The 21,430-nt window shown below is 31.1% G+C and carries 17 protein-coding genes; 9 read left to right on the forward strand and 8 right to left on the reverse strand.

The genetic code is table 11. From position 1 onward, the window contains the following. Positions 1-2 precede the first annotated feature (2 nt). The 4 genes from gap to CHB67_RS08860 form a co-directional block, all read right to left on the reverse strand. Positions 3-1,001: a type I glyceraldehyde-3-phosphate dehydrogenase gene (gene gap / locus CHB67_RS08845; protein ID WP_089381400.1), complete on the reverse strand. Its 999-nt coding sequence runs from the start codon at positions 999-1,001 to the stop codon at positions 3-5. Then, entirely contained in the window at positions 1,001-1,987 is a 987-nt protein-coding gene (pfkA, locus tag CHB67_RS08850) for a 6-phosphofructokinase (RefSeq protein ID WP_089381401.1), read from the reverse strand. Before pfkA ends, gap begins: the two co-directional genes overlap by 1 nt. A 238-nt stretch (positions 1,988-2,225) precedes the next feature. Beyond that, positions 2,226-3,131 (reverse strand): sugar phosphate nucleotidyltransferase, encoded by a 906-nt coding sequence (locus tag CHB67_RS08855; RefSeq protein ID WP_089381402.1) that lies wholly within the window; start codon positions 3,129-3,131, stop codon positions 2,226-2,228. Next, complete coding sequence (locus CHB67_RS08860; RefSeq protein WP_141119697.1) at positions 3,124-7,548, reverse strand: translocation/assembly module TamB domain-containing protein; 4,425 nt, start codon at positions 7,546-7,548, stop codon at positions 3,124-3,126. Before CHB67_RS08860 ends, CHB67_RS08855 begins: the two co-directional genes overlap by 8 nt. A 95-nt stretch (positions 7,549-7,643) precedes the next feature. On the opposite strand from CHB67_RS08860, the gene tsaD reads away from it, so the two are divergent. After that, complete coding sequence (tsaD, locus tag CHB67_RS08865; RefSeq protein ID WP_089381404.1) at positions 7,644-8,678, forward strand: tRNA (adenosine(37)-N6)-threonylcarbamoyltransferase complex transferase subunit TsaD; 1,035 nt, start codon at positions 7,644-7,646, stop codon at positions 8,676-8,678. A gap of 74 nt (positions 8,679-8,752) precedes the next feature. Next, positions 8,753-9,271, forward strand: coding sequence for a lipid-binding SYLF domain-containing protein (locus CHB67_RS08870; protein WP_089381405.1), 519 nt, complete (start codon positions 8,753-8,755; stop codon positions 9,269-9,271). A gap of 40 nt (positions 9,272-9,311) precedes the next feature. On the opposite strand, the gene CHB67_RS08875 is transcribed toward CHB67_RS08870, so the two are convergent. After that, positions 9,312-10,649 carry a dihydrolipoamide acetyltransferase family protein gene (locus CHB67_RS08875; RefSeq protein ID WP_089381406.1) on the reverse strand — a complete coding sequence of 446 codons (1,338 nt, stop codon included), beginning with the start codon at positions 10,647-10,649 and terminating at the stop codon, positions 9,312-9,314. Positions 10,650-11,069: 420 nt separating this feature from the next. Here CHB67_RS08875 and CHB67_RS08880 point away from each other — a divergent pair, with 420 nt between their 5' ends. The 7 genes from CHB67_RS08880 (at position 11,070) to CHB67_RS08910 (ending at position 17,495) form a co-directional block, all read left to right on the forward strand. Then, the gene (locus CHB67_RS08880) at positions 11,070-12,182 is read left to right on the forward strand and encodes a multiheme c-type cytochrome (RefSeq protein ID WP_089381407.1); all 1,113 of its coding nucleotides are present in this window, start codon (positions 11,070-11,072) and stop codon (positions 12,180-12,182) included. Positions 12,183-12,330: 148 nt separating this feature from the next. Then, positions 12,331-12,717, forward strand: a complete 387-nt coding sequence (locus CHB67_RS08885) for a cytochrome c family protein (protein ID WP_141119698.1) — start codon at positions 12,331-12,333, stop codon at positions 12,715-12,717. Positions 12,718-12,734: 17 nt separating this feature from the next. Next, the gene (locus CHB67_RS08890) at positions 12,735-13,601 is read left to right on the forward strand and encodes a DUF5777 family beta-barrel protein (protein ID WP_245813484.1); all 867 of its coding nucleotides are present in this window, start codon (positions 12,735-12,737) and stop codon (positions 13,599-13,601) included. 123 nt (positions 13,602-13,724) lie between these two features. Then, positions 13,725-14,705 (forward strand): 4Fe-4S dicluster domain-containing protein, encoded by a 981-nt coding sequence (locus CHB67_RS08895; RefSeq protein WP_089381409.1) that lies wholly within the window; start codon positions 13,725-13,727, stop codon positions 14,703-14,705. 17 nt (positions 14,706-14,722) lie between these two features. Further along, a complete protein-coding gene (gene nrfD, locus CHB67_RS08900) occupies positions 14,723-16,069 on the forward strand; it encodes an NrfD/PsrC family molybdoenzyme membrane anchor subunit (RefSeq protein WP_089381410.1) in 1,347 nt (448 codons plus the stop codon). 35 nt (positions 16,070-16,104) lie between these two features. Further along, complete coding sequence (locus tag CHB67_RS08905; protein ID WP_089381411.1) at positions 16,105-17,019, forward strand: hypothetical protein; 915 nt, start codon at positions 16,105-16,107, stop codon at positions 17,017-17,019. Positions 17,020-17,093: 74 nt separating this feature from the next. Beyond that, entirely contained in the window at positions 17,094-17,495 is a 402-nt protein-coding gene (locus CHB67_RS08910; protein ID WP_245813485.1) for a c-type cytochrome, read from the forward strand. 63 nt (positions 17,496-17,558) lie between these two features. Here CHB67_RS08910 and hemN read toward each other — a convergent pair whose 3' ends face one another. The 3 genes from hemN to hemL all read right to left on the reverse strand — a co-directional run bounded on the left by hemN (position 17,559) and on the right by hemL (position 21,349). After that, positions 17,559-18,917 carry an oxygen-independent coproporphyrinogen III oxidase gene (hemN, locus tag CHB67_RS08915; protein WP_089381412.1) on the reverse strand — a complete coding sequence of 453 codons (1,359 nt, stop codon included), beginning with the start codon at positions 18,915-18,917 and terminating at the stop codon, positions 17,559-17,561. A 77-nt stretch (positions 18,918-18,994) separates the two neighbouring features. Further along, positions 18,995-20,017: a uroporphyrinogen decarboxylase gene (gene hemE, locus CHB67_RS08920; RefSeq protein WP_089381413.1), complete on the reverse strand. Its 1,023-nt coding sequence runs from the start codon at positions 20,015-20,017 to the stop codon at positions 18,995-18,997. Between the two features lie 36 nt (positions 20,018-20,053). Continuing rightward, positions 20,054-21,349, reverse strand: a complete 1,296-nt coding sequence (hemL, locus tag CHB67_RS08925) for a glutamate-1-semialdehyde 2,1-aminomutase (protein WP_089381414.1) — start codon at positions 21,347-21,349, stop codon at positions 20,054-20,056. Positions 21,350-21,430 lie beyond the last annotated feature (81 nt).

Genomic DNA, 21,430 nt, shown 5'->3' on the forward strand with positions numbered 1-21,430 from the left:
TTCTATAATGAAGCTGAATATTGTATTAAATCTACTATTTTAGTTGCATAGCCAAATTCATTATCGTACCAAGCTATAATTTTGTAAAAGTTTTTATTCAACTCAAGCCCTGCACTTGCGTCAAAAACTGAAGTTCTAGATTCAGATACAAAATCCTGAGAAACCACTTCATCTTCAGTATATCCTAAAATGCCTTTCAATTCATTTTCAGAAGCAAGTTTCATTGCATTTTTAATTTCATGGTAAGAAGTCGCGTTTTCTAAACGGACCGTTAAATCTATCAAAGAAACATCAACTATAGGAACACGAACTGCCATTGCTAATATTTTACCTTTCATTTCAGGAATAATATGTAACAAGGCATCTGAAGCACTTGTTGATGTTGGTATCATATTATTTAAAGCGGCTCTTCCTCTCCTCCATTTTTCTGAAGGTCCATCTACTGTATTTTGACTGGCTGTTGTTGAATGCACGGTTGTAACCAAGCCTTCAACTATTCCAAAATTATTATGTAAAACTTTTACAATTGGGGCTAAACAGTTGGTTGTACAAGAAGCATTTGAAAAAACAACATCCGTCTTCAATAAATTGGTATGATTTACTCCCATTACAAACATAGGTGCATCTTTTGATGGCGCTGAAATTACCACTTTTTTAGCACCTCCTTTAAGGTGTAACTGCGCCTGATCTTTGTTGGTAAAATTACCTGTTGATTCAATTACAAAATCTACATTTAAATCGTCCCATTTTATGAGTTCAGGTTTTTTTTGAGAAGTAATCCTAATAACTTTTCCGTTAACAATTAACGAATTTTCAGTTGTTTGAATACTACCATTAAATTTACCGTGAACAGAATCATATTTCAACAAATACGCTAAATGATCTACAGAAAGTAGATCATTTATAGCTACAACCTCAATATTATTTCGATTTATAATTGACCTGAAAGCTAGGCTACCTATTCTTCCAAACCCATTAATACCTACTTTAATCATTTCAATTAAATAGACATAATATCACTAACTCTTAAAAGTTCTTTATTTATACTATGATGCTCTTTTATAGCTTTTTCTAAAACTGTAGTTTCAATTTTATTATTAATAATTCCAACCATTAAATTTGTTTGCCCATCTAATAATAATTCAACAGCTTTTACACCCAATCTACTTGCTAAAACCCTATCATAACAACTTGGTGAACCTCCACGTTGCATATGACCTAAAACAGATACTCTCACATCGTATTTTGGCATGTTCTCCTCAACATAATTGGCTAACTCAAAAACATTTTTACCAATTTTATCTCCTTCAGAAACCACTACAATACTTGAAGATTTCCCTGAGCGCTTACTTCGCTTTAATGATTCTAATAAACGCTCTAAACCTAAATCTTCTTCAGGAATTAATATTTCTTCGGCACCTGCGCCAACACCCGCGTTTAAAGCAATAAATCCAGCATCACGCCCCATTACTTCAACAAAAAACAATCTATTGTGAGAACTTGCTGTATCTCTAATTTTATCAATAACATCAACAACTGTGTTTAAAGCTGTATCGTATCCAATAGTATAATTTGTTCCAAAAATATCGTTATCAATAGTTCCTGGTATTCCTATACAAGGGAATTTATATTCTTCATTAAATACCATTCCACCTGTAAATGTTCCGTCTCCACCAATTAAAACAATAGCATCAATATTTGCTGCTATTAAATTTTTATAGGCTTTTGCACGTCCTTCAACTGTTCTAAAATCATTTGATCGTGCAGATTTTAAAATGGTTCCTCCTCGGTTTATAATGTTACTTACGCTTCTAGAAGACATTGGTTCAAAATCTCCTTCAATCATCCCTTGGTATCCTCTATAAATACCCACACATTCTACATTATAATATGAACAAGCTCTAACAACTGCTCTAATAGCGGCATTCATTCCTGGAGCATCACCTCCAGAAGTCATTACCCCAATTTTTTTTATTTTTTTACTCATTAGTTAATAGTTATGTTTTTGAATATTGTTTTTTTACAAAATACTAATATGTATAAAAACTACTTCTTATTTTTATTTATCGAATCTACAAATTAAAATTGAATTTTTACATTATTTAAATTGTGCAATTTATCAGCTATTTTAACTTGCTAATTTCTTTTTAATTTTACTCAAAGATTCATTATTTTCATAAAACAACCTTTAACTAATGTTTAATAAAAAGATATCTTATTATAATTTAAGACCATAAATATTTAGGGTACACACCTGAATCTTTTAATTTTTGAATTTCAGAAGTTACATACGGCTTATCTTCTTTATAAGTAACCCCAAACCAACGTGCGTTTGATTTCAACACTTCCATAGTCGCTGTTTTATCAACAATTACAGTGTTTACCACCAACGGAATAAAAAACTCAGCTTTTGGTTCTTTGTAATTTTTTTCTAAAAAGGCTTCAAACATAGATGCTGAGATATCGAAATATTTTGGTGTAAACCCAAAAAAGTTCATTGCTACAATGGTTTCCTCTGAAATTGGCTTTAAAGTTTCGTTAGCGTCTTTAAACACTAATTCTCCGTTTACTTTTTCAATATGCGTACGTTCTACAATTCCTGCTAAAAAACCTTCGTGATTAACAGTACATTCGCCTCTTGATACAAAACCATAATCAGAAATTGTGTTTTTTAATACATAGCCCATCATATTAAAACTTGTTGAATTTTTATCGGTATTTCTTAATGCTTCAGCAATTCCTTCAAAAGCTTCTCTTCCATAAAAATCATCAGCATTAATCACTGCAAAATTTTCAGTAACCGCATCTTTAGCCATCAACAATGCATGACCCGTTCCCCAAGGTTTTTCTCGGTTGTTTTCTTTAAATCTTTCTGGAATACTATCTGTTTCTTGAAAAACATATTCAACATCTATTTTTCCTTCTAATTTTGGATTGAAAAAGGCTTTAAAATCTTCCTCAATAGATTTTCTAATAATAAAAACTACTTTTCCAAAACCAGCCTGAATTGCATCGTAAATTGAAAAATCTAAAATTGTATCTCCTTGATCTGAAAATGTATCTAATTGTTTCAATCCCCCGTATCTACTTCCTACTCCAGCTGCTAAAATTACTAATGTTGGTTTACTCATCTTCTTGCTTTTTTTTGGTTTTAAAATTAACTAATTTTTGGTTTTTTATAGTGTCAATCGCTTGGTTGTTTATTCCAACCGAATCTATTACTTTTTTCTTTTTCAAAGATAACTTTTCTAACAGTTCTTTGCTATTATCAAAATCAATTTGATAATTTAAACCAACACCCTGCGTATAGCCCTCTTCATCTTGATTTGAATATTGAATGTCATTTTGACGATTAAAAACGGATGAACGCAGTGTTCCTGCTTCATTCATTAAAAACTCAACATTTACCTCACCTATAATATCCGTTTGTGTTCCTGTACCAATTGGCATTCCAACCTTTCCGTTGATTAAAATCCTTTCATTTACCTGATAATCTAGCGCTAATGAAACTTGATCATTGATATCTAAATTATCAACAGCATTGTTTTCTCCAACAGTATAAACAGGTGTTAATCTAAATCGGCTATCGTCACTATTCAAAATATTATCAAAAGCATTTGTTAGCATATCCATACCTGTACCATACAAAACGGTATTGCTATTTGCGCCTAAATCTCCTTCATTATAAAAACTACCCGTAACTAGTAACGCTATAAACTGTGTGGTTTTATCATTACTTAATTTAAAAGCTAACTCTGATGCTACTGTTGAACTTGAATTAGGTATTTCAATATCAAAATCTATAGTTGAATTGAATAATTCTCCTGTAAAACGAGTAATTAAATCAACCGGTATTTTTCGACTAGAATTTAAGTTTTCTAGCAGTGTTCTAGGATTTGCTGAAACTCTATATATGGCTTGTATGTCCATATTTGCAGTTAAAGGATCTCCGCTCCAAGAAATAACACCTCCTTTTTTAACAGAAAAAGGTTTACTTATAAAACCTCCATATTTAAAATCATAAATACCATTGTCAATCACAAAATCACCGTACATATTAAACTTGTCTTTAGTATCAAGTTCAATTTGTAAATTCCCTTCACCACTTCCTTTCAAATAACTTCGTGAAACTTTATCAATTACCATTTCAAAAACAGCCTCTTTTGTTACTTCTAAATTAAAATTCATCGTTAATCCTTTTAATTTATCTGAAATAAAAGCCTTTCTAATTTCTTCATCTTCAACAAAAGGATCTGTGTTTATAAAACGAATTAGCTGAGATGTTTCCGCAGTTTTCACATCGCTAATTGGCATAATAAAATGTGTGCCTTTATTGGTTTTTCCTGTGATATCAATCAGCAATTTATCGGTAGGACCAACTATGGTCGCATTGCCGTCAAAATAGGCAGTTCCATAATAAAGTGACGTTTCTTCTTCCTCGGTATCTAGTACCAATATATTATTTGATTCTACAGCTAAATTTAAGCTCCAGACCTCAAAATTTTGATGTTTTAGTGTTCCTGTTAAACTGGCTTTTGTTCCGTGTTTAACATCTCTCAAAGTAACATCTTCAAAATCGAATGTTTGGTTACGGAAGTTAATTACACTTGTACCTAAAAAGTCATAATTTACATTTAAATAAGGAAAATACATTCCTGCTTCATCTAAAAACAAGTCGCCTTCCATTGTTGGGTTTGAAACTAGGCCTGTTGCATGAACAGTCCCATAGGCATACCCTCGTATTTTATTAAACACATCTTCTCCCAAAGGACTAAAAGCATCTAATTTGAATTCTTCAAAGTTTATAACAACATCAAGTGTAGGTTTTGGTGTTGCAAAATCAATTTCACCTATTGCTGAAAAATTAACCTCATTTTCACGCTCTAAAGAAATATCTAACAAATATTGGGTTACGGAGTTTTTACCCTCAACATTGATATCTAAATTTCCTTGGTAAGAATTGTTGATGTTAAAATTTGTAACTGAGAGATTTACTGAAGGACGCACCATTTCGTTAAACTCGGTATATTGAATATTTCCATTTATAATTCCTTCTAAATTTAAACTATCTATTTCGGGGGTAATAGCATCTAAATTAACATTTTTAAAATTAAACTTTAAATCTTTTGAAATGGTATCATTTATAACCCCTGAAAAATCAATACTTTGTTCTTTTGAACTTATTAAAAATGGGCTAAAGGTATAGGTTTTGCTAGCAGCGTTAACAACTAACTTATTATCGTCATTATTATTCGGATTTATAAACCATTCATTGTTTTTAAAATTAAAACTGGATTTTTGTACACCAACAACTGATTGATTTTCTTTATTAAACGTATGGTAAAATGCTAAATTATATGTTTCTGTTTTATATTTACCTCCTTTAAATTGAGCTCCAAAATAAAGTGTATCGTTTAATGTTTTATTTACCAAATACAAATCCGAAACGTTGTAAATATTCGACTTTATATTATCGATAATTAACTGTGTGTTAAACAACGGGTTTTTATTATCAATTTGTAATAGTACAGAATCAATTTGCGCTGAATAAGCCTTTACTCTTGGCGATTTAACTTTTAACTTAAATAGGTTTTTATCTGCATCAATGGTTCCGTTAATAAATGTATTTGCCGAAAGTACCACTTCAGGTAAAAACAATTCAACTATTTTATTATAAATTTCAAACCTAAAATCTAAATATTGATTTTGCGTAACTTTAAAAGGCTCATAATTTGTATAAATACTTCCTATGGAGTTTTGAACTAATTTACCTAATTCATTAAATTTAAATTGCCCCGTAACTTCCCCTTGTATTATTTCAGGTGAATTAATGGTAACCGTTCTAATACTATCGATATTAGAAGAAGTAATTGCAAAATCTTTAAAGAAATAATCTCCCTTTTGGTTTGTATATAATGAGTTTTTAAAATTAATTTCACCCACCAAATTATCTAATTTGTTTCCTGTGAAATTAATATCTATATCTCCTTTTAAAATTGAAATTGTATCTCTTTTAAATATATTTAGTTTGTATAAATCGCAATAATCAACTGCTGTTTTAAAATCAAACTTATAGACATCTTTTGAGAAATCTGCCAAACCATTAAAATTCAACTTAATGTTATCATCATTTACTTCCATTTCACCATTAAAATGCTTGTTTTTAACAATCCCATTTACAGAAACATTTTTATATGGATAGGTGTTGTATTCAAATTTAGAAATAACACCTTTTATTGAACTATTTATATTATCAAAACTAAAGCCTTCTCCGTCAATTTCAGCATCCAAAGAAACAATCCCCATTAAATCATCATTTAAAATTGTACCTAATTTAAAATCGATTGTTTTTATGGAACCTTTATAAGAAGCATTTTCAATATTATGAAGATCAGAAAGCTCAAGATCTGTTTCTGCTACACCTAGTTCTGTGTCAATTAAAACCTTAGCACTTATAAGGTTTGAAGTAACATACGTTTTTCCTTTTAATTTAAAATTCCCTAAGTCTTTTAAGGCTACCGGTAAATTAGCTCCCAATAAATTTGGTAACAATATTTTTAAATGCTCATAATCTGATGTTAAATTATTAAAATCTGCTTCTAACGAAAAACCATTTTCAGTATTAAACGAATTTACCAAATGTAAATCTCCATCAATAATTGCATTGGCTTCTGATTTTAACTTCAAATTTTTAATAACTAAACTATTTAACTGTCCCGAAATATTTGCTGTTAAATAAAGTACATCTTCAGTCCCAATTTCATTATAAAACGATTTTAAATCGGTTAATGAAATATGAGATTCTTTTAAAGTTCCTAAAATATTTACTTTATTATTAAAGTCTGAAAAATCTTCTCTTTTATAATTAAATTCAATATCAGCAGCAAGGTTTGATGTATCTGTTTCTAAAATTGTGTTTAGAAATTGCATCGCTGATTTTGTGTAATAAAAATTGGAAGAAAAAGAGGTTACATTTATATTATGATTTTCTACAAAACTAAAATCGGAAATTGCCACACTCACATTAGGGCCTTCAATTTTAAAATCGTTACCCAAACCTTTTATGTTCTTAAAAAATATAGGTGTTACATTTTCAATATTTTCATCAATAATTTCAACATAACCTTTATTTAAAAAAAGCGCATCTGAAGTTAATTTAAACGTTGAAGGTGTTTCACTATCATCTTCACTACTAAATTTATCTACAAAAACAGTTAAACCATCATCAACTTCATTTTTGTAGGTTTTAATATTTAGCATAAAGTTATCTAATGAAATGCTTCCAAACTCTAATTTATTATTCATTATTTTGGTGAAACTATATAATGAACTTTCTAAATTTTCAACATAAATTAATGAATCGGCATGGTGATCTTTAATCAATACATTTTCAAACTGAACACTTCCTAGAATTGACATATCAATTCTTTCAACTTTTATATCCACGTCGAATTCTTTTTGAAGAAATGAAGTAGCGCTATTTCCTAATTTTGTTTGCACAAAAGGAAGCGACAATAATAGACTAAGTACAGCTAATATAATTAGCAAAACTTTTAATATCCTAACTACTATTTTTTTAATTCGTTTGATTTGCGTTAAATTTGCATTTTTAAGGCAATTTTCGTGCCCTAATTTGTTATTAAATGATTAAAAATAAATCAACCTATATTCTCGGTATTGAATCTTCTTGTGATGATACCAGTGCATCAGTAATTTGCAACGGCAAAATACTATCAAATGTTGTTGCTAACCAAGAAATTCACGCTAAATATGGCGGTGTTGTTCCTGAATTAGCCTCACGTGCGCACCAACAAAACATTGTTCCTGTTATTCAACAAGCAATTCAACAAGCAAATATCGACAAAAAAGACTTAAATGCCATAGCTTTTACGCGCGGACCTGGATTAATGGGTTCTTTATTAGTTGGAACCTCTTTTGCCAAGTCACTTTCATTAGCTTTAAACATTCCTTTAATTGCTGTAAATCATATGCAAGGACACGTTTTAGCGCATTTTATTGAAGATGAAAACCAACAAAAACCTCCATTTCCTTTTTTATGCTTAACCATAAGTGGTGGTCATACACAAATTGTTAAAATCTCTGATTATTTTACCATGGAAGTTTTAGGTGAAACATTGGATGATGCTGTTGGAGAAGCTTATGACAAGTCTGCCAAAATATTAGGACTTCCTTATCCTGGCGGACCTTTAGTTGATAAATATGCCCGTTTAGGAAACCCTAAAGCGTATAAATTTACCAAACCCAAAGTTGATGGATTGAATTTTAGTTTTAGCGGATTAAAAACAGCTATATTATATTTTCTTCAGAAGCAAGTAAAAGAAAACCCAGTATTTATTGAAGAAAACCTTAACGATATTTGTGCATCTATTCAACATACTATTGTTGAAATTTTGTTTGATAAAATTAAATTAGCCGTTAAAGAAACTGGTATTAAACACGTAGCAATTGCTGGTGGAGTAAGTGCTAATTCAGAAATACGAAAAGTTTTAAAAGAAACTGAGTCTAAATATGGATGGACAACCTATATTCCAAAGTTTGAGTTTACTACAGATAACGCTGCTATGATTGCAATTGTTGGTTATTTAAAATTTATAAATAACAAATACGATACAAATAAAACAAGCGCAACTGCTAGACTTAAAGTAAATGAAAGTTAAATACTTTATTTGTTTCTAAAAATATAAGAAAATTAAACTATATTTATTTTTGTGTTTAACTTAAAATTATTCGTATGAAAATAAAAATCACACTTTTAACCATTGTTTTTGCATGCTGTTCTTTTATTGGAACTGCTCAAAAAAATGATGTTAACAAAGCAACTAAAACAATTGCCGATTTTAAAAAAACAAATAGTGAAATAACTAAATATTTTAACTCAGCATATGGCTATGCTATTTTTTCAGGAATTGGAAAGGGTGGCTTAGGGGTTGGTGGAGCAACAGGCAGAGGAACTGTTTTTAAAGGAGGTACCGCCGTAGCAGATTGTAAAATGACTCAAGTTACTATTGGGTTTCAGGCTGGTGGTCAAAAATATGCTGAAGTCATCTTTTTTGAAAATAAAGAAGCTTATGAACGTTTTGTTGGTAATAAATTTGAATTTGCCGCTCAAGTTTCAGCTATTGCTTTAAAATCTGGCGTTTCATTAGATGCTGAATACAGAGATGGAATAATGGTATTTACAAAAGCAATTGGAGGCTTAATGTATGAAGCATCTTTAGGCGGACAAAAATTTAAGACTGAAAAGTTTTAAATCAGAAAAAACAATCTGAGATTATACTAATAAAGGTAGTTTAGAATTTGGTATCTATATCCCAAGCTTCTAAACTATCTTTTATTGTTTTTATAAACATACCTCCTAAAGCGCCATTAACCACCCTGTGGTCATAAGAATGTGAAATAAACATCTTATGTCTTATTCCAATAAAATCACCTTCAGGTGTTTCAATAACTGCTGGCACTTTTCTTACGGCTCCTAAAGCTAAAATTGCAACTTGTGGTTGATTGATAATTGGTGTTCCAAAAACACTTCCAAAACTACCAACATTTGTAACGGTGTAGGTACCTCCTTGAATGTCATCAGGATTTAATTTTCCTTTTCTAGCTCTTGAAGCTAAATCATTCACAGCTTTTGTAATACCAACTAAATTTAATTGGTCTGCATTTTTAATCACTGGCACAATTAAATTTCCGTCGCTTAAGGCAGCTGCCATTCCTAAATTAATAGCTTTACGCTTAATAATTTTATCACCATCTACTGAAATATTAATCATTGGGTGCTCTTTAATAGCAATCGCTACAGCCTGCATAAAAATTGGAGTATAAGTGATTTTTTCACCTTCACGCTTATAAAACTCATCTTTAACTTTATTTCTCCAATTTACAATATTGGTTACATCAACCTCAATAAAAGATTGTACGTGTGCTGAAGTCTGAATAGACTCAACCATATGGTGCGCAATTAATTTCCCCATCCGGCTCATTTCTATAATCTCATCTTCTCCATTTACTGAAACTGGTGTAGTTGATTTTTTTACAACTGCTAAAGGAACTTTTTCTGACACTACTTCAATTTTAGTTTCTAGAGCCTTTTTAGTTACAGCTACTTTTTGATCTTCCGATTGTCTACCGCTATCAATGTAAGCTAAAATGTCATTTTTTGTAACTCTATCATCCTTACCTGTACCAATAATTGCTTCTAATTCCTCCATTGAAATTCCTTCTTTAGTGGCAATATTTCGTACTAAAGGCGAAAAGAATTTCCCTGAGTCAGATACTTTCTGAATAGTTGAAGCTTCAATTACATTATGAATCTCAGTTTCTAACATTTCAACTTCAGAAACTTTCTGAACTTCTTCTGTAACTTGGTTTCCCGAATTAGCTTCATCTTCTAGAGTTTCAATAATAGCAATAGTTTCTCCTACTTTAACAACAGCATCTACATCAAACAAAATCTCTACTATGGTTCCTTCAACTTCACTAGGCACTTCTGAATCTACTTTATCAGTAGCAATTTCAACTATGGCTTCATCCAAATCAATACGATCTCCAACGTTTTTTAACCATGAAGTAATAGTTGCTTCTGCAACACTTTCACCCATTTTTGGAAGCTTTATTTCAAATCTTGACATGATGTTTTTTTTAGAAGAGCAAATTTACAAAAATATTAGCTCAAAAATAGTATAACAAATATGTTATTAAAAATCTGCTATATGAGAAATTAAACATATCTAAATTTAAAAGCTATTTACAGTCTAATATTTACCTAATTATATGCATATCTAGTCTACAAATAATAAAAATATAATTTTTTAAAATAACCAATACCTCATAAACAAAATTAAAAAACGTTTTAGTAACAAAAATTACAGTACATAGTAACATTATATCCTCAAAAGTCATAAATATTACTTTTAACCAATCTAAATAAGACTTAATCAGCTGATTTACTGAGTTTTAATGTTTTATTATTTATGACAAATATCATATAAATTAAAAATAGTTGTAGCTAAATTTATATAGAAATTAAAATCAAACAAATATCTAATATTATGAAAAATTTAAAATTAATAGGCTTCTTGATCATTTTAGCATCAAGTTTAATGTTTATTCAATGTACTAGCGACCCTATACAGGGTGAACAAGGAATAGCTGGTGAAAACGGTATAGATGGCATTGATGGTATTGACGGTATTGATGGTGTTGATAGTACGGCCTCTTGTTTAGCCTGTCACTCAGACAGCCATAGAGACCCTATTTATGCTTCATATGACTTATCATTACACGGCTTAGATCCTCTTCATACCGATCGTGGTACTGGTGATGAAATAAACACATCAGATTATACAAATAGAGGATCTTGTGCGCAATGCCATACTAGTGATGGTTATAAGGACTATGTTGCAGGATATCCTATTAACCCAGGCGATGGATACCCAGATGATTTATCATATCCATTTGGCAAACAAACTATAAGTTGTAAAACCTGCCATAGTGAACATCGTACATTTGATTTCGAAACTGATGGACAAGATTTCGCTTTAAGAAATATTGATCCTGTTGTATTAGTATATGATGGAACAACTGTTGTTGATTTTGAAGGAACTAGTAATAATTGTACTACATGTCATCAACCAAGAAATTCCTATGTGATTCCTTCAGGGGTTGATGATTATACAATTACAAGTTCACGATTTGGGCCTCACCACGGACCTCAATCTACTATATTAGAAGGGATTTTAGGAGCAAATATAGCTGGTTCTGAAGCATATCCAGGAATTGGAGCTGATGGAGATAATAGTCATAGAACAGGATTAAATGGAGTTGCATCAAATTGTGTTTCTTGCCATATGGGTACTACGACTGACGACACTGATGGATTACATTCAATGTGGCCAACAAAAAATGCATGTACAACTTGCCATACAAACGGAGCTCCAACTGAAGTTACCGATTTTACTGCTGATTTTGAAACTTTAAAAGGTTTATTAATTGCCGCTGGCTCATTAACAGAATCAGGAAGTACCGTTTCAGGAACTTATCCTATTGCTGTTGCTCAGGCAACTTGGAACTGGAAAACTTTACAAGAAGATAAAAGTAATGGTGTTCATAATCCAAAATATGCTAAAGCTTTACTTAAAAATTCAATACAAGCATTGCAATAATTATTAGATATTGATAAAGGTTTAGGAAGTAGATTTCTTCCTTCCTAAACCTTATTATTTAACTATTTATAGATTGCTATTTTTAACTTATAATTTCAAAATTGAGATTAATAAGTAAAAGTTAATCTAACATTAAAAATAAAAACAAATGAAAAAACTATTCCAAATAGTTCTCGTTAGCAGCTTAAGTTTACTGTGCTTTTCTTGTTATTATGATGAATTGATTGATAGACCAATTGATATTCCTGAAATACCAGATCTTCCAGAAAATGTTTCGTTTAGCACTCAAGTTCAACCAATATTTACAACCAATTGTATTACGTGCCATACAAGTTCATTAAACCCTGATTTAAGGGCAGGATATTCATATAATGCGTTGGTTCCAGATTATGTTATTGCTGGTGACCCATTAAACAGCAAACTTTTTCAAAGTCTTCCGGGTATTGGACACCCATTAAATGTAGGTTTTGAATTAAGTGATGAAGATGTTGCAATAATTTACGCATGGATTGACCAAGGCGCTGAGAACAATTAATATTTAAGACTTTACTTATGAAAAAATATACAACCTTCTTTTTTATTTTTTTAATGCTTCCTTTCATAGGGTTTTCCCAAGATGAAGATGTTAAAGAAAAAAAAGTGAAAGAAAAGCTTGCTCGACCTACTTTTGAAAGCTCAGCTGTTATTGACAATCCAAGTGTAAACTTGTACAATAAAGGCTCTTTTGAAGTGTCAATGCAACATAGATTTGGATTGGTAACTGGAACCAATGATTTAGTTGGTTTTTGGGGGCGTTCAAATATTAGAATAGGCGTAGCTTACTCAATTTTAAACCGATTATCAGTTGGTTTTGGTACAACTAAAGATAAAAGGCTTCAAGATTTTAGTATAAAAGGGGCTATTTTACAACAAACAAGATCTAACAGTACACCTTTAAGTATAACTTATTATGGAAATGCAACTATAAGTGCACTTCCTAAAGGAGATTTTAATATGGTTCAAGATAGATACTCTTTCTTCAACCAAATAATAATTGCCAGACGTTTTAGCAACAATGTATCATTACAATTTGCGGCTAGTTTATCGCATGTAAATGCGGTTCCTACAACTATGAAAAATGATGTGTTTGGAATTGCTCTAGGTGGTAAATTTAAAGTATCTCCAGGAACAAATATATTAATTGATTACAGTCAGCCTTTAGTTAGTTACCAAGACCCTATTAGCTCAAATGCTTTAAAAACACCTAAACCAGGGATTAGTATAGGTGCTGAATTTAATACTGCAGCACACGCATTTCAAATTTTCGCTACAAACTACTGGGGTATAGTTCCACAAGAAAACTATGTGTACAATCAAAATGATTTCTTTAAAGGAGATATTTTAATTGGATTTAATATTACCCGAATTTACAATTTTTAAAAATAATATACACACTGAAACAGGCTGATACTCAAACATAATTTATCTTTAAACTATTTTTTCATAATAAAAAACAGCCTGTTTCATTGTATTAAATGTTAAATTTATTTGACAAGATGTATTATGAAAAACAATAAAAATGAAAAGAGTAGCACAGATAGACGTAAATTCCTGAAATTGGGATTACTGTCAAGTGTTACAGCTGTTGCAGGTACTTCACTTATTTCAAATTTAACTTCTGAAGAAACATCAACTTCAAAAGAAAAAATTAGACTATTAACTCCTGACGGAAAAATGGTTGAAGTTGACGCTGAAAATGTTAACAAATATCCAGAAGCTCACATTACACCTTCAGAATCTAGAAAAGGTATTCCAGATAGAAAATTTGTAATGGTAATAGATTTGGCTAAATGTAAAAATGCACGAAAATGCGTTGAAGGCTGTCAAAAAGCTCATGATTTAGATTATAATGAAGAGTTTATGAAAGTACAACTAATTCAAGATAATCCAGAAGCTTCACCTTATTGGTTACCTAAACCTTGTTTTCATTGTGATGAACCTCCTTGTGTTACTGTTTGTCCTACGGGTGCAACATTTAAAAGAGATGACAATATTGTTCTTGTTGATAACGACCGGTGTATTGGATGCAAATTTTGTGTAACAAGTTGCCCATACTCTGCTCGTCAATTCAACTGGGGACATAAAGATAAATTTAAAGACACTTCTCAACCATATTCACCAGAAACAAGCGTTCCCGCAGCAGAAGGCACCGTTATGAAATGTGATTTTTGTCCGGATATGTTACGTCAAGGAAAATTACCACATTGCGCACAATCATGTCCTATGGGCGTCATTTATTTTGGAGATAAAAATGAAGACATTGTTACCAATGGAGATGAAACTGTTCGTTTTTCAGAATTAATTAAAGATCGTGGTGGCTATCGTCATTTAGAGCATTTAGGTACCAAGCCAAATGTGTATTACTTACCTGCTGTGAATAGACAATTTCCACTTGAACGTGGATTTAATGTAGATGAAGATATTATTGAACGTTATAAAGACGTTCCTTATGTTCAACAATTAAAAAAAGACGGAAAAATTTAATTTAACAACTCTTAATTATGGATATAGATAAAAGAAAAAGAGAATTGGTTAAAGAATTTTCTCCGGCTTTAGAAAATTATAGCTTAAAAACTAAAATTTGGATTGGCTGCTTAGTTGCAATTATTTTAGTAGGATTTTATGCTTTTTTAGTACAATTGATAAATGGTCATATTGTAACAGGAATGAGAGACAATGTAGTTTGGGGTATTTACATTATTAACTTTATATTTTTTGTTGGAATTAGTTATTCGGGAGCATTTATTTCAGGAATATTACATTTTTTTAAAACTCCATGGAAAAATTCTGTGTCTCGAATTGTAGAATTAATTACAGTATTGTCTTTAATAATTGGCCCTATTTTCATATTACTATGTATTGGTAGATTGGATAGGCTTCATTATTTATTTTTATACCCAAGAATTCAATCACCTATTACTTGGGATATTATTGCTATTATGACAGATTTAGTTGGATGTTTTATTTACTTATACTTAACTTTTATTCCAGATTTTGCAATCCTTAGAGACAATAAAGAGTTAAAAGTCGCTAAGTGGCAAAAGAAAGCTTACCGAATTTTAGCATTAAATTACCAAGACACAACCGAACAAAGAGAACGGTTACATAAAATTACAAGAACAATGTCTGTAATGATAATTGTATTGGCAATTGTAGCCTATACCGTACTTGCCTGGATATTTAGTTTAACCCTTCAACCAGGATGGAATAGCACTATATTTGCACCTTACTTTATTATTGCTGGTTTGTATTCTGGCGTTGGTGTTATTATTATTTCAATGTATGCTATTAGAAAATATTTTCATTTAGAAAGATATATTAGAAAAGTACATTTTATTGCTGCAGGTATTGTATTACTCGTAATGTCGTTACTTTTTGGATACTTTACATTTAGTGAATATTTCGCACGTTGGTTTAGTCATAAAGAAAACGATGTTCATTTGTTAGATACATTATTTAACCGTTATTTTTGGGAATTTATTTTCGCAAATTACATTGGAGTTTTAGTGCCAATAGTGATCTTGTTTTTTAAAAAATTTAGAACTATAAAATCCATCACTTTTGCAGCCATTATTGCCGTATTAGGATTGTGGTTAAATCGTTTTTTAATTGTTGTTCCAACATTAGAAACACCTTATTTACCAATTCAAGATACTAGAGCTGAATTTGTAAACTATTCTGCTACTTGGGTTGAATATTCATTAAGCCTAACTGGTATTGCAGCATTTTGTTTGCTATTTACATTGCTTATTAAGTTTGTTCCTATTATACCAATGTCTGGAATAATAGATTATGAAAGAGACCAAAAAAAGTATAATAAAAGGCAGCCTAAAAAAGCAGTTAAGTAATAGTCATAAAATTAGAAATTATGAAAAGTAATCTCATGAAACATACATTTTACGCTTCTTTTATTGCAATTCTATTGTTCAGCAACTTAGGTTTTGCACAGCAAGAAGAACAAAAAGAAGAATTTGATGTTCGTAAATATAAAACGGTTTATAAATTTAATTCGTTCAAACAAAGTGATAATTCACGCTTGTTAGAAGTTAGTTTTATAGTTCAAAACAAAAAAGACAGAAAAGATAAAATACCAGTTTTTGAAGCTGAAATTTATTTTTACAATGTTTTAAACGATGAAGAATTATTATTAGGAACAGCATTCACTTCAAAAGAAGGAATAGCTAAACTCACGCTTCCTTCAAGCCAAAATTATGAATTAGATGAAGATGGATTCATAAATTTAACAGCACGTTTTATAGGTTCTAAAGGATTAAAAAGCGCTAAAAAAAGTTTAGCTGTAAAAGATTTACACTTAGAACTAAATTTGAAAGAAATTGATAGTGTTAAAACAGTTATAGTTAAAGCTTATACGCTTACCCTTGACAGCCTACAAACAAAAGTACCTTTAGAAGAAGCTGATATTACAATTTTTGTTAAAGGTATGTTGTCTAATATGCCAATTAAAGAAGGAAGTATTGAAGATGGTGTATTTGAATTTGAATTCCCAACCAATATCCCAGGCGACGGTGATGGTGATGTAACTGTTATAGCAAACATTGAAGATCACGATGAATTTGGTAACGTAGCTCAAGAAAAATTTATAAATTGGGGTAGTCATAAAATTACACCTGTAAAAAAAGTAAAAAACACCCTATGGTCTGAATCAGCTCCACTGTGGATGTATATTGTTTTAAGTATTTTACTTTTAGGTGTTTGGGCTAATTACATTTATACAATTTTTAACCTATTTAAAATAAAAAAAGAAGGAAAAAGTATTAATTTAGCAACAGAAGAATAACACAACAAAACCTAAAAAATTTGGTATTGTTTTTGATATTTAATTAATAACGAATAAAATAAAATCCTAAAAAAATGAAAAAATTCAAAATCTTAATGCTGATTGGGGTAATTACCCTTGGTCTATTTTCTTTCACTAAATTAGTGCAAGAAGAGTGGGTTGTACCTGCTAAATATGAAAAAATGACGAATCCTACCGAAGCCAGTGATGACAACATTTCTGACGGAAAAATGTTATACGGTAAACATTGTAAATCTTGCCACGGTAAAGAAGGTTTAGGTGATGGTCAAAAAGCTGATGAAGTTGAAGGCGATTTAGGAGATTTTTCTTCGGAAGAATTTCAAGCACAATCTGATGGAGCTTTATTTTACAAAAGTTATATTGGTAGAGATGACATGCCTAACTTTGAAAAGAAAATGCCAGACGAAGATGATATGTGGTACATAGTAAGCTATATGAGAACCTTAGGAGAATAATACACTATATTATAAACAAAAAAACCGAGCTCTTAGCTCGGTTTTTTTGTTTATAATCTTTTTTTATATAGTCATTGAAAAAACCCTCGTATCAGGTTTATTTTCAAGTAGTCTAAGGTCAAAAGCCATACAAATATTACGTACAAACATTCTTCCCTCCTCTTTTACTGTTATTTTAGTATCAGAAACTTCAAGTAAACCATCATCAATCATTTCTTGCAAACGTTCAATAATTTCATTTTTAATTGTAACGTCTAAACCAATTTTCCATTCAGTTTCTAGGTTACACATTAAATTTAAAATGTGTTTTCTTACAATTAAATCTTGTTCGGTTAATAAATGACCTCTAAATATTGGAATTACACCACTATTTACTTTTTCGGTATATACATCAACATCTTTTTCATTTTGAGCAAACGCATACCAAGAATCTGAAATTGAAGACATCCCCAAACCGATCATTAATTCGGTTTTACCAGCTGTATAACCCATAAAATTACGGTGTAACTTTTTAGATTCCATAGCCTTGTGTAATGAATCAGTTGGTAAAGCAAAATGATCCATTCCTACTTCAATATAGCCATTATCAAAAAACAACTGCTTTCCTAATTCGTATAAATAACGCTTTTCATTGTCTTTAGGTAAATCATTTTCATCAAAACCACGCTGACCAACACCTTTTATCCAAGGTACGTGTGCATAGCTATAATACGCTATTCTATCTGGTTTTAATTCAATAGTATTTTTTATGGTATTTCTAATGCTTTCTTCTGTTTGAAACGGCAATCCGAAAATTAAGTCGTGACTTATAGATTCATATCCAATTTTACGTGACAAATCATTTACACGTTTTACTTGCTCAAAACTCTGAACTCTATGAATTGCTTTTTGAACTTTAGGATCATAATCTTGAATTCCAAAACTATTTCTACGTGAACCTAAATCGTATAAAGTTTGCAATTGTTCTTCGGAAGTATGATTTGGATGTCCTTCATAACTGAAGTCGAAGGTTTCAAACTTATCAGCTCTTTTAAATATACCGTTGATTAGCTTTTTTAAATTTTTCGAAGAAAAAAAAGTAGGAGTTCCACCACCTAAATGAATTTCTCTAATTTTTGGTCGTTCAACCAATAAATCACAATATAAATCCCATTCTTTTAAAACGGTATCCATATACGGTTGTTCAACTTCGTGACGTTTGGTTATTTTTTTATGACACGCACAAAACGTACATAAACTTTCACAAAACGGTAAATGAATATATAAGCTAATCCCTTCTACTTGATTACTTTCGTCAAACGATTTTTTAACTGTACGTTCCCAATCTTGCTGAGCTATACCTTCTTTATCCCAAAAAGGCACCGTTGGATAACTAGTATATCTTGGTCCTGGAATGTTATATTTTTGAATTAAGTTTTTCATTTGCGTCTAGTTGTTGGTTGTTGGCTACTTATTGTTAGTTTCATATTCATCAAAAACTAACAACTAAAAACTAACAACTATTTATACTCCTTTACAGCATCAATAAATGCTTTGGCGTGGTCTAATGGTACATGTGGTAAAATACCGTGACCTAAATTCACAATATATTTATCTTTTCCAAAACCATCAATCATTTCTTTCACCACGGTTTTAATCACTTTTGGGGGTGATAATAAACGAACCGGATCAAAGTTACCTTGTAAAGTTATTTTATTTCCTGTTAACTTTCTTGCAACTTGTGGTGCAACTGTCCAATCTACACCTAAAGCTGATGCATTTGAATTTGCCATATCCTCTAAAGCAAACCAACATCCTTTTCCAAAGGCAATTACCGGAGCATCATCTTTCAATGCCTCAATAATTTGATTGATATACTGCCAAGAAAATTCTTGATAATCAGTTGGAGATAACATTCCTCCCCAAGAATCAAATATTTGAACAGCATTTACGCCCGATTTTACTTTTTCTTTCAAATAAGCAATAGTGGTATCTGTAATTTTCTGTAATAAAGTATGAGCAGCAACTGGTTGTGTAAAACAAAACTCTTTGGCTTTATCAAAGTTTTTAGACCCTTGACCTTGAACACAGTAACATAAAATTGTCCAAGGAGACCCCGCAAAACCAATTAAAGGAATTTCATCATTCAACAACTCTTTAGTAGCTTTAATAGCTTCCATAACGTAGCCTAATTCAACAGTAACATCTGGTACAATTACATTATCTACATCTTTTTGAGAACGAATAGGATTTGGCAACCAAGGTCCTATTCCAGGTTTCATTTCAACCTCAATATTCATTGCCTGCGGAATTACTAAAATATCAGAAAATAAAATAGCGGCATCCATTCCGTATCTTCGAATTGGTTGTACTGTAATTTCCGAAGCCAATTCTGGAGTTCTACAACGTGTAAAAAAGTCGTATTTCTCACGAATTGCAATAAACTCAGGTAAATATCTTCCTGCCTGACGCATCATCCAAACTGGTGGACGCTCAACTGTTTCACCTTTTAAGGCTCTTAAAAATAAATCGTTCTTAATCATCTATCTTATGTCGTATTTTTAGTTAGGTGTATACTCTTATTTATTAAATTTATTTGCAACAGCTTTCATTGCTATTTGAATTGCAGATCTCACTTTGTAAATATCTCTTTTTGTCATTGCAGTCGATAAAAACCAAGATTCAAACTGAGATGGAGGCAAAAACACACCATTTTCCATCATCTTCCAGAAGAAAGTTTTAAACTTATCGGTATCACTTGTTTGAGCTGTTTTAAAGTCAACTACTCTTGTTTTTGTAAAAAATGGATTGATCATAGAACCGAATCTATTCACTTGTAAATCAATACCATTTGCTTTTGCTGCCATTTTCATTTCACGCTCTAAAAACGCTGCTGTTTTTTCAAAATCTTTATAAGGATCTTGATTTTTCAACTCTTTTAAAGTCGCAATTCCACAACTCATTGCAATTGGGTTTCCTGACAAAGTTCCGGCTTGGTACATATCTCCTAACGGCGCTACCATTTCCATAATTTCATTTCTAGCTCCATAAGCTCCTACTGGAAAACCACCACCTACAACTTTACCTAAACAAGTAATATCTGCTTCAAAACCTAATAACTCTTGAGCTCCACCAAATTGAGAACGAAAACCTGTCATAACCTCATCAGCAATTAGTAAAATACCACTTGCTTTTGTAAGTTCTTTTAATTCTTTTATAAATTTAGCTGAAGGTTGAATTACCCCCATATTACCAGCAATTGGCTCAATAATTATGGCAGCAACATCATCATTTCTTAAATGGCGCTCTACACTTTTAATATTGTTGAATTCTGCAATTAAAGTATTTTTTACAGCTTCATCTGGCACTCCTTTACTTCCTGGAATACTTAATGTTGCCAAACCTGAACCTGCTGCAACTAATAATGCATCTGAATGCCCATGGTAACAGCCTGCAAATTTTATAATTTTATTTTTTCCTGTAAAAGCTCTCGCCAAACGAATTGCACTTAAAACTGCTTCCGTTCCTGAGTTTACAAAACGAACTTTATCCATTCCTGGAAAAGCATCACAAACTAACTCTGCCATTATAATTTCACCTTTGGTAGAAGCCCCAAAAGTGTAACCATTTTTCATGTATTTTTTTACCGTTTTTTCAACAGTGCTATTTCTGTGACCTAAAATCATTGGTCCATAAGAAAGTACCATATCTACATACTCATTGCCATCAACATCGAATATTTTACTTCCTTTAGCTCGATCAATAAAAATAGGAACTCCACCAACAGACTTAAATGCTCTTACTGGTGAATTTACCGCTCCAACTAGATTTTTTTTACCTCTTGTATATAATTCAATTGATTTATCTATCTTCATAATCTGTTATTTTTTGGTAATTGAGCGAAGTTGAAATTACTCATCACTTCTAATTAGTTTATTTTGAGCTTAATCGAAAGA

This window comes from Lutibacter agarilyticus (genome assembly GCF_900188235.1).
GTDB lineage: Bacteria > Bacteroidota > Bacteroidia > Flavobacteriales > Flavobacteriaceae > Lutibacter > Lutibacter agarilyticus.

What these genes read in the sequence shown, in the direction of transcription:
- CHB67_RS08875 (WP_089381406.1), bottom strand. Translation starts at nt 10,649, where the DNA reads ATGTCAAGATTTGAAATAAAGCTTCCAAAAATGGGTGAAAGTGTTGCA.
- CHB67_RS08855 (WP_089381402.1), bottom strand. Translation starts at nt 3,131, where the DNA reads ATGAGTAAACCAACATTAGTAATTTTAGCAGCTGGAGTAGGAAGTAGA.
- hemL (WP_089381414.1), bottom strand. Translation starts at nt 21,349, where the DNA reads ATGAAGATAGATAAATCAATTGAATTATATACAAGAGGTAAAAAAAAT.
- tsaD (WP_089381404.1), top strand. Translation starts at nt 7,644, where the DNA reads ATGATTAAAAATAAATCAACCTATATTCTCGGTATTGAATCTTCTTGT.
- nrfD (WP_089381410.1), top strand. Translation starts at nt 14,723, where the DNA reads ATGGATATAGATAAAAGAAAAAGAGAATTGGTTAAAGAATTTTCTCCG.
- CHB67_RS08880 (WP_089381407.1), top strand. Translation starts at nt 11,070, where the DNA reads ATGAAAAATTTAAAATTAATAGGCTTCTTGATCATTTTAGCATCAAGT.
- hemE (WP_089381413.1), bottom strand. Translation starts at nt 20,017, where the DNA reads ATGATTAAGAACGATTTATTTTTAAGAGCCTTAAAAGGTGAAACAGTT.
- CHB67_RS08910 (WP_245813485.1), top strand. Translation starts at nt 17,094, where the DNA reads ATGAAAAAATTCAAAATCTTAATGCTGATTGGGGTAATTACCCTTGGT.
- CHB67_RS08895 (WP_089381409.1), top strand. Translation starts at nt 13,725, where the DNA reads ATGAAAAACAATAAAAATGAAAAGAGTAGCACAGATAGACGTAAATTC.
- CHB67_RS08885 (WP_141119698.1), top strand. Translation starts at nt 12,331, where the DNA reads ATGAAAAAACTATTCCAAATAGTTCTCGTTAGCAGCTTAAGTTTACTG.
- hemN (WP_089381412.1), bottom strand. Translation starts at nt 18,917, where the DNA reads ATGAAAAACTTAATTCAAAAATATAACATTCCAGGACCAAGATATACT.
- CHB67_RS08890 (WP_245813484.1), top strand. Translation starts at nt 12,735, where the DNA reads ATGAAAAAATATACAACCTTCTTTTTTATTTTTTTAATGCTTCCTTTC.
- CHB67_RS08870 (WP_089381405.1), top strand. Translation starts at nt 8,753, where the DNA reads ATGAAAATAAAAATCACACTTTTAACCATTGTTTTTGCATGCTGTTCT.
- CHB67_RS08905 (WP_089381411.1), top strand. Translation starts at nt 16,105, where the DNA reads ATGAAACATACATTTTACGCTTCTTTTATTGCAATTCTATTGTTCAGC.
- pfkA (WP_089381401.1), bottom strand. Translation starts at nt 1,987, where the DNA reads ATGAGTAAAAAAATAAAAAAAATTGGGGTAATGACTTCTGGAGGTGAT.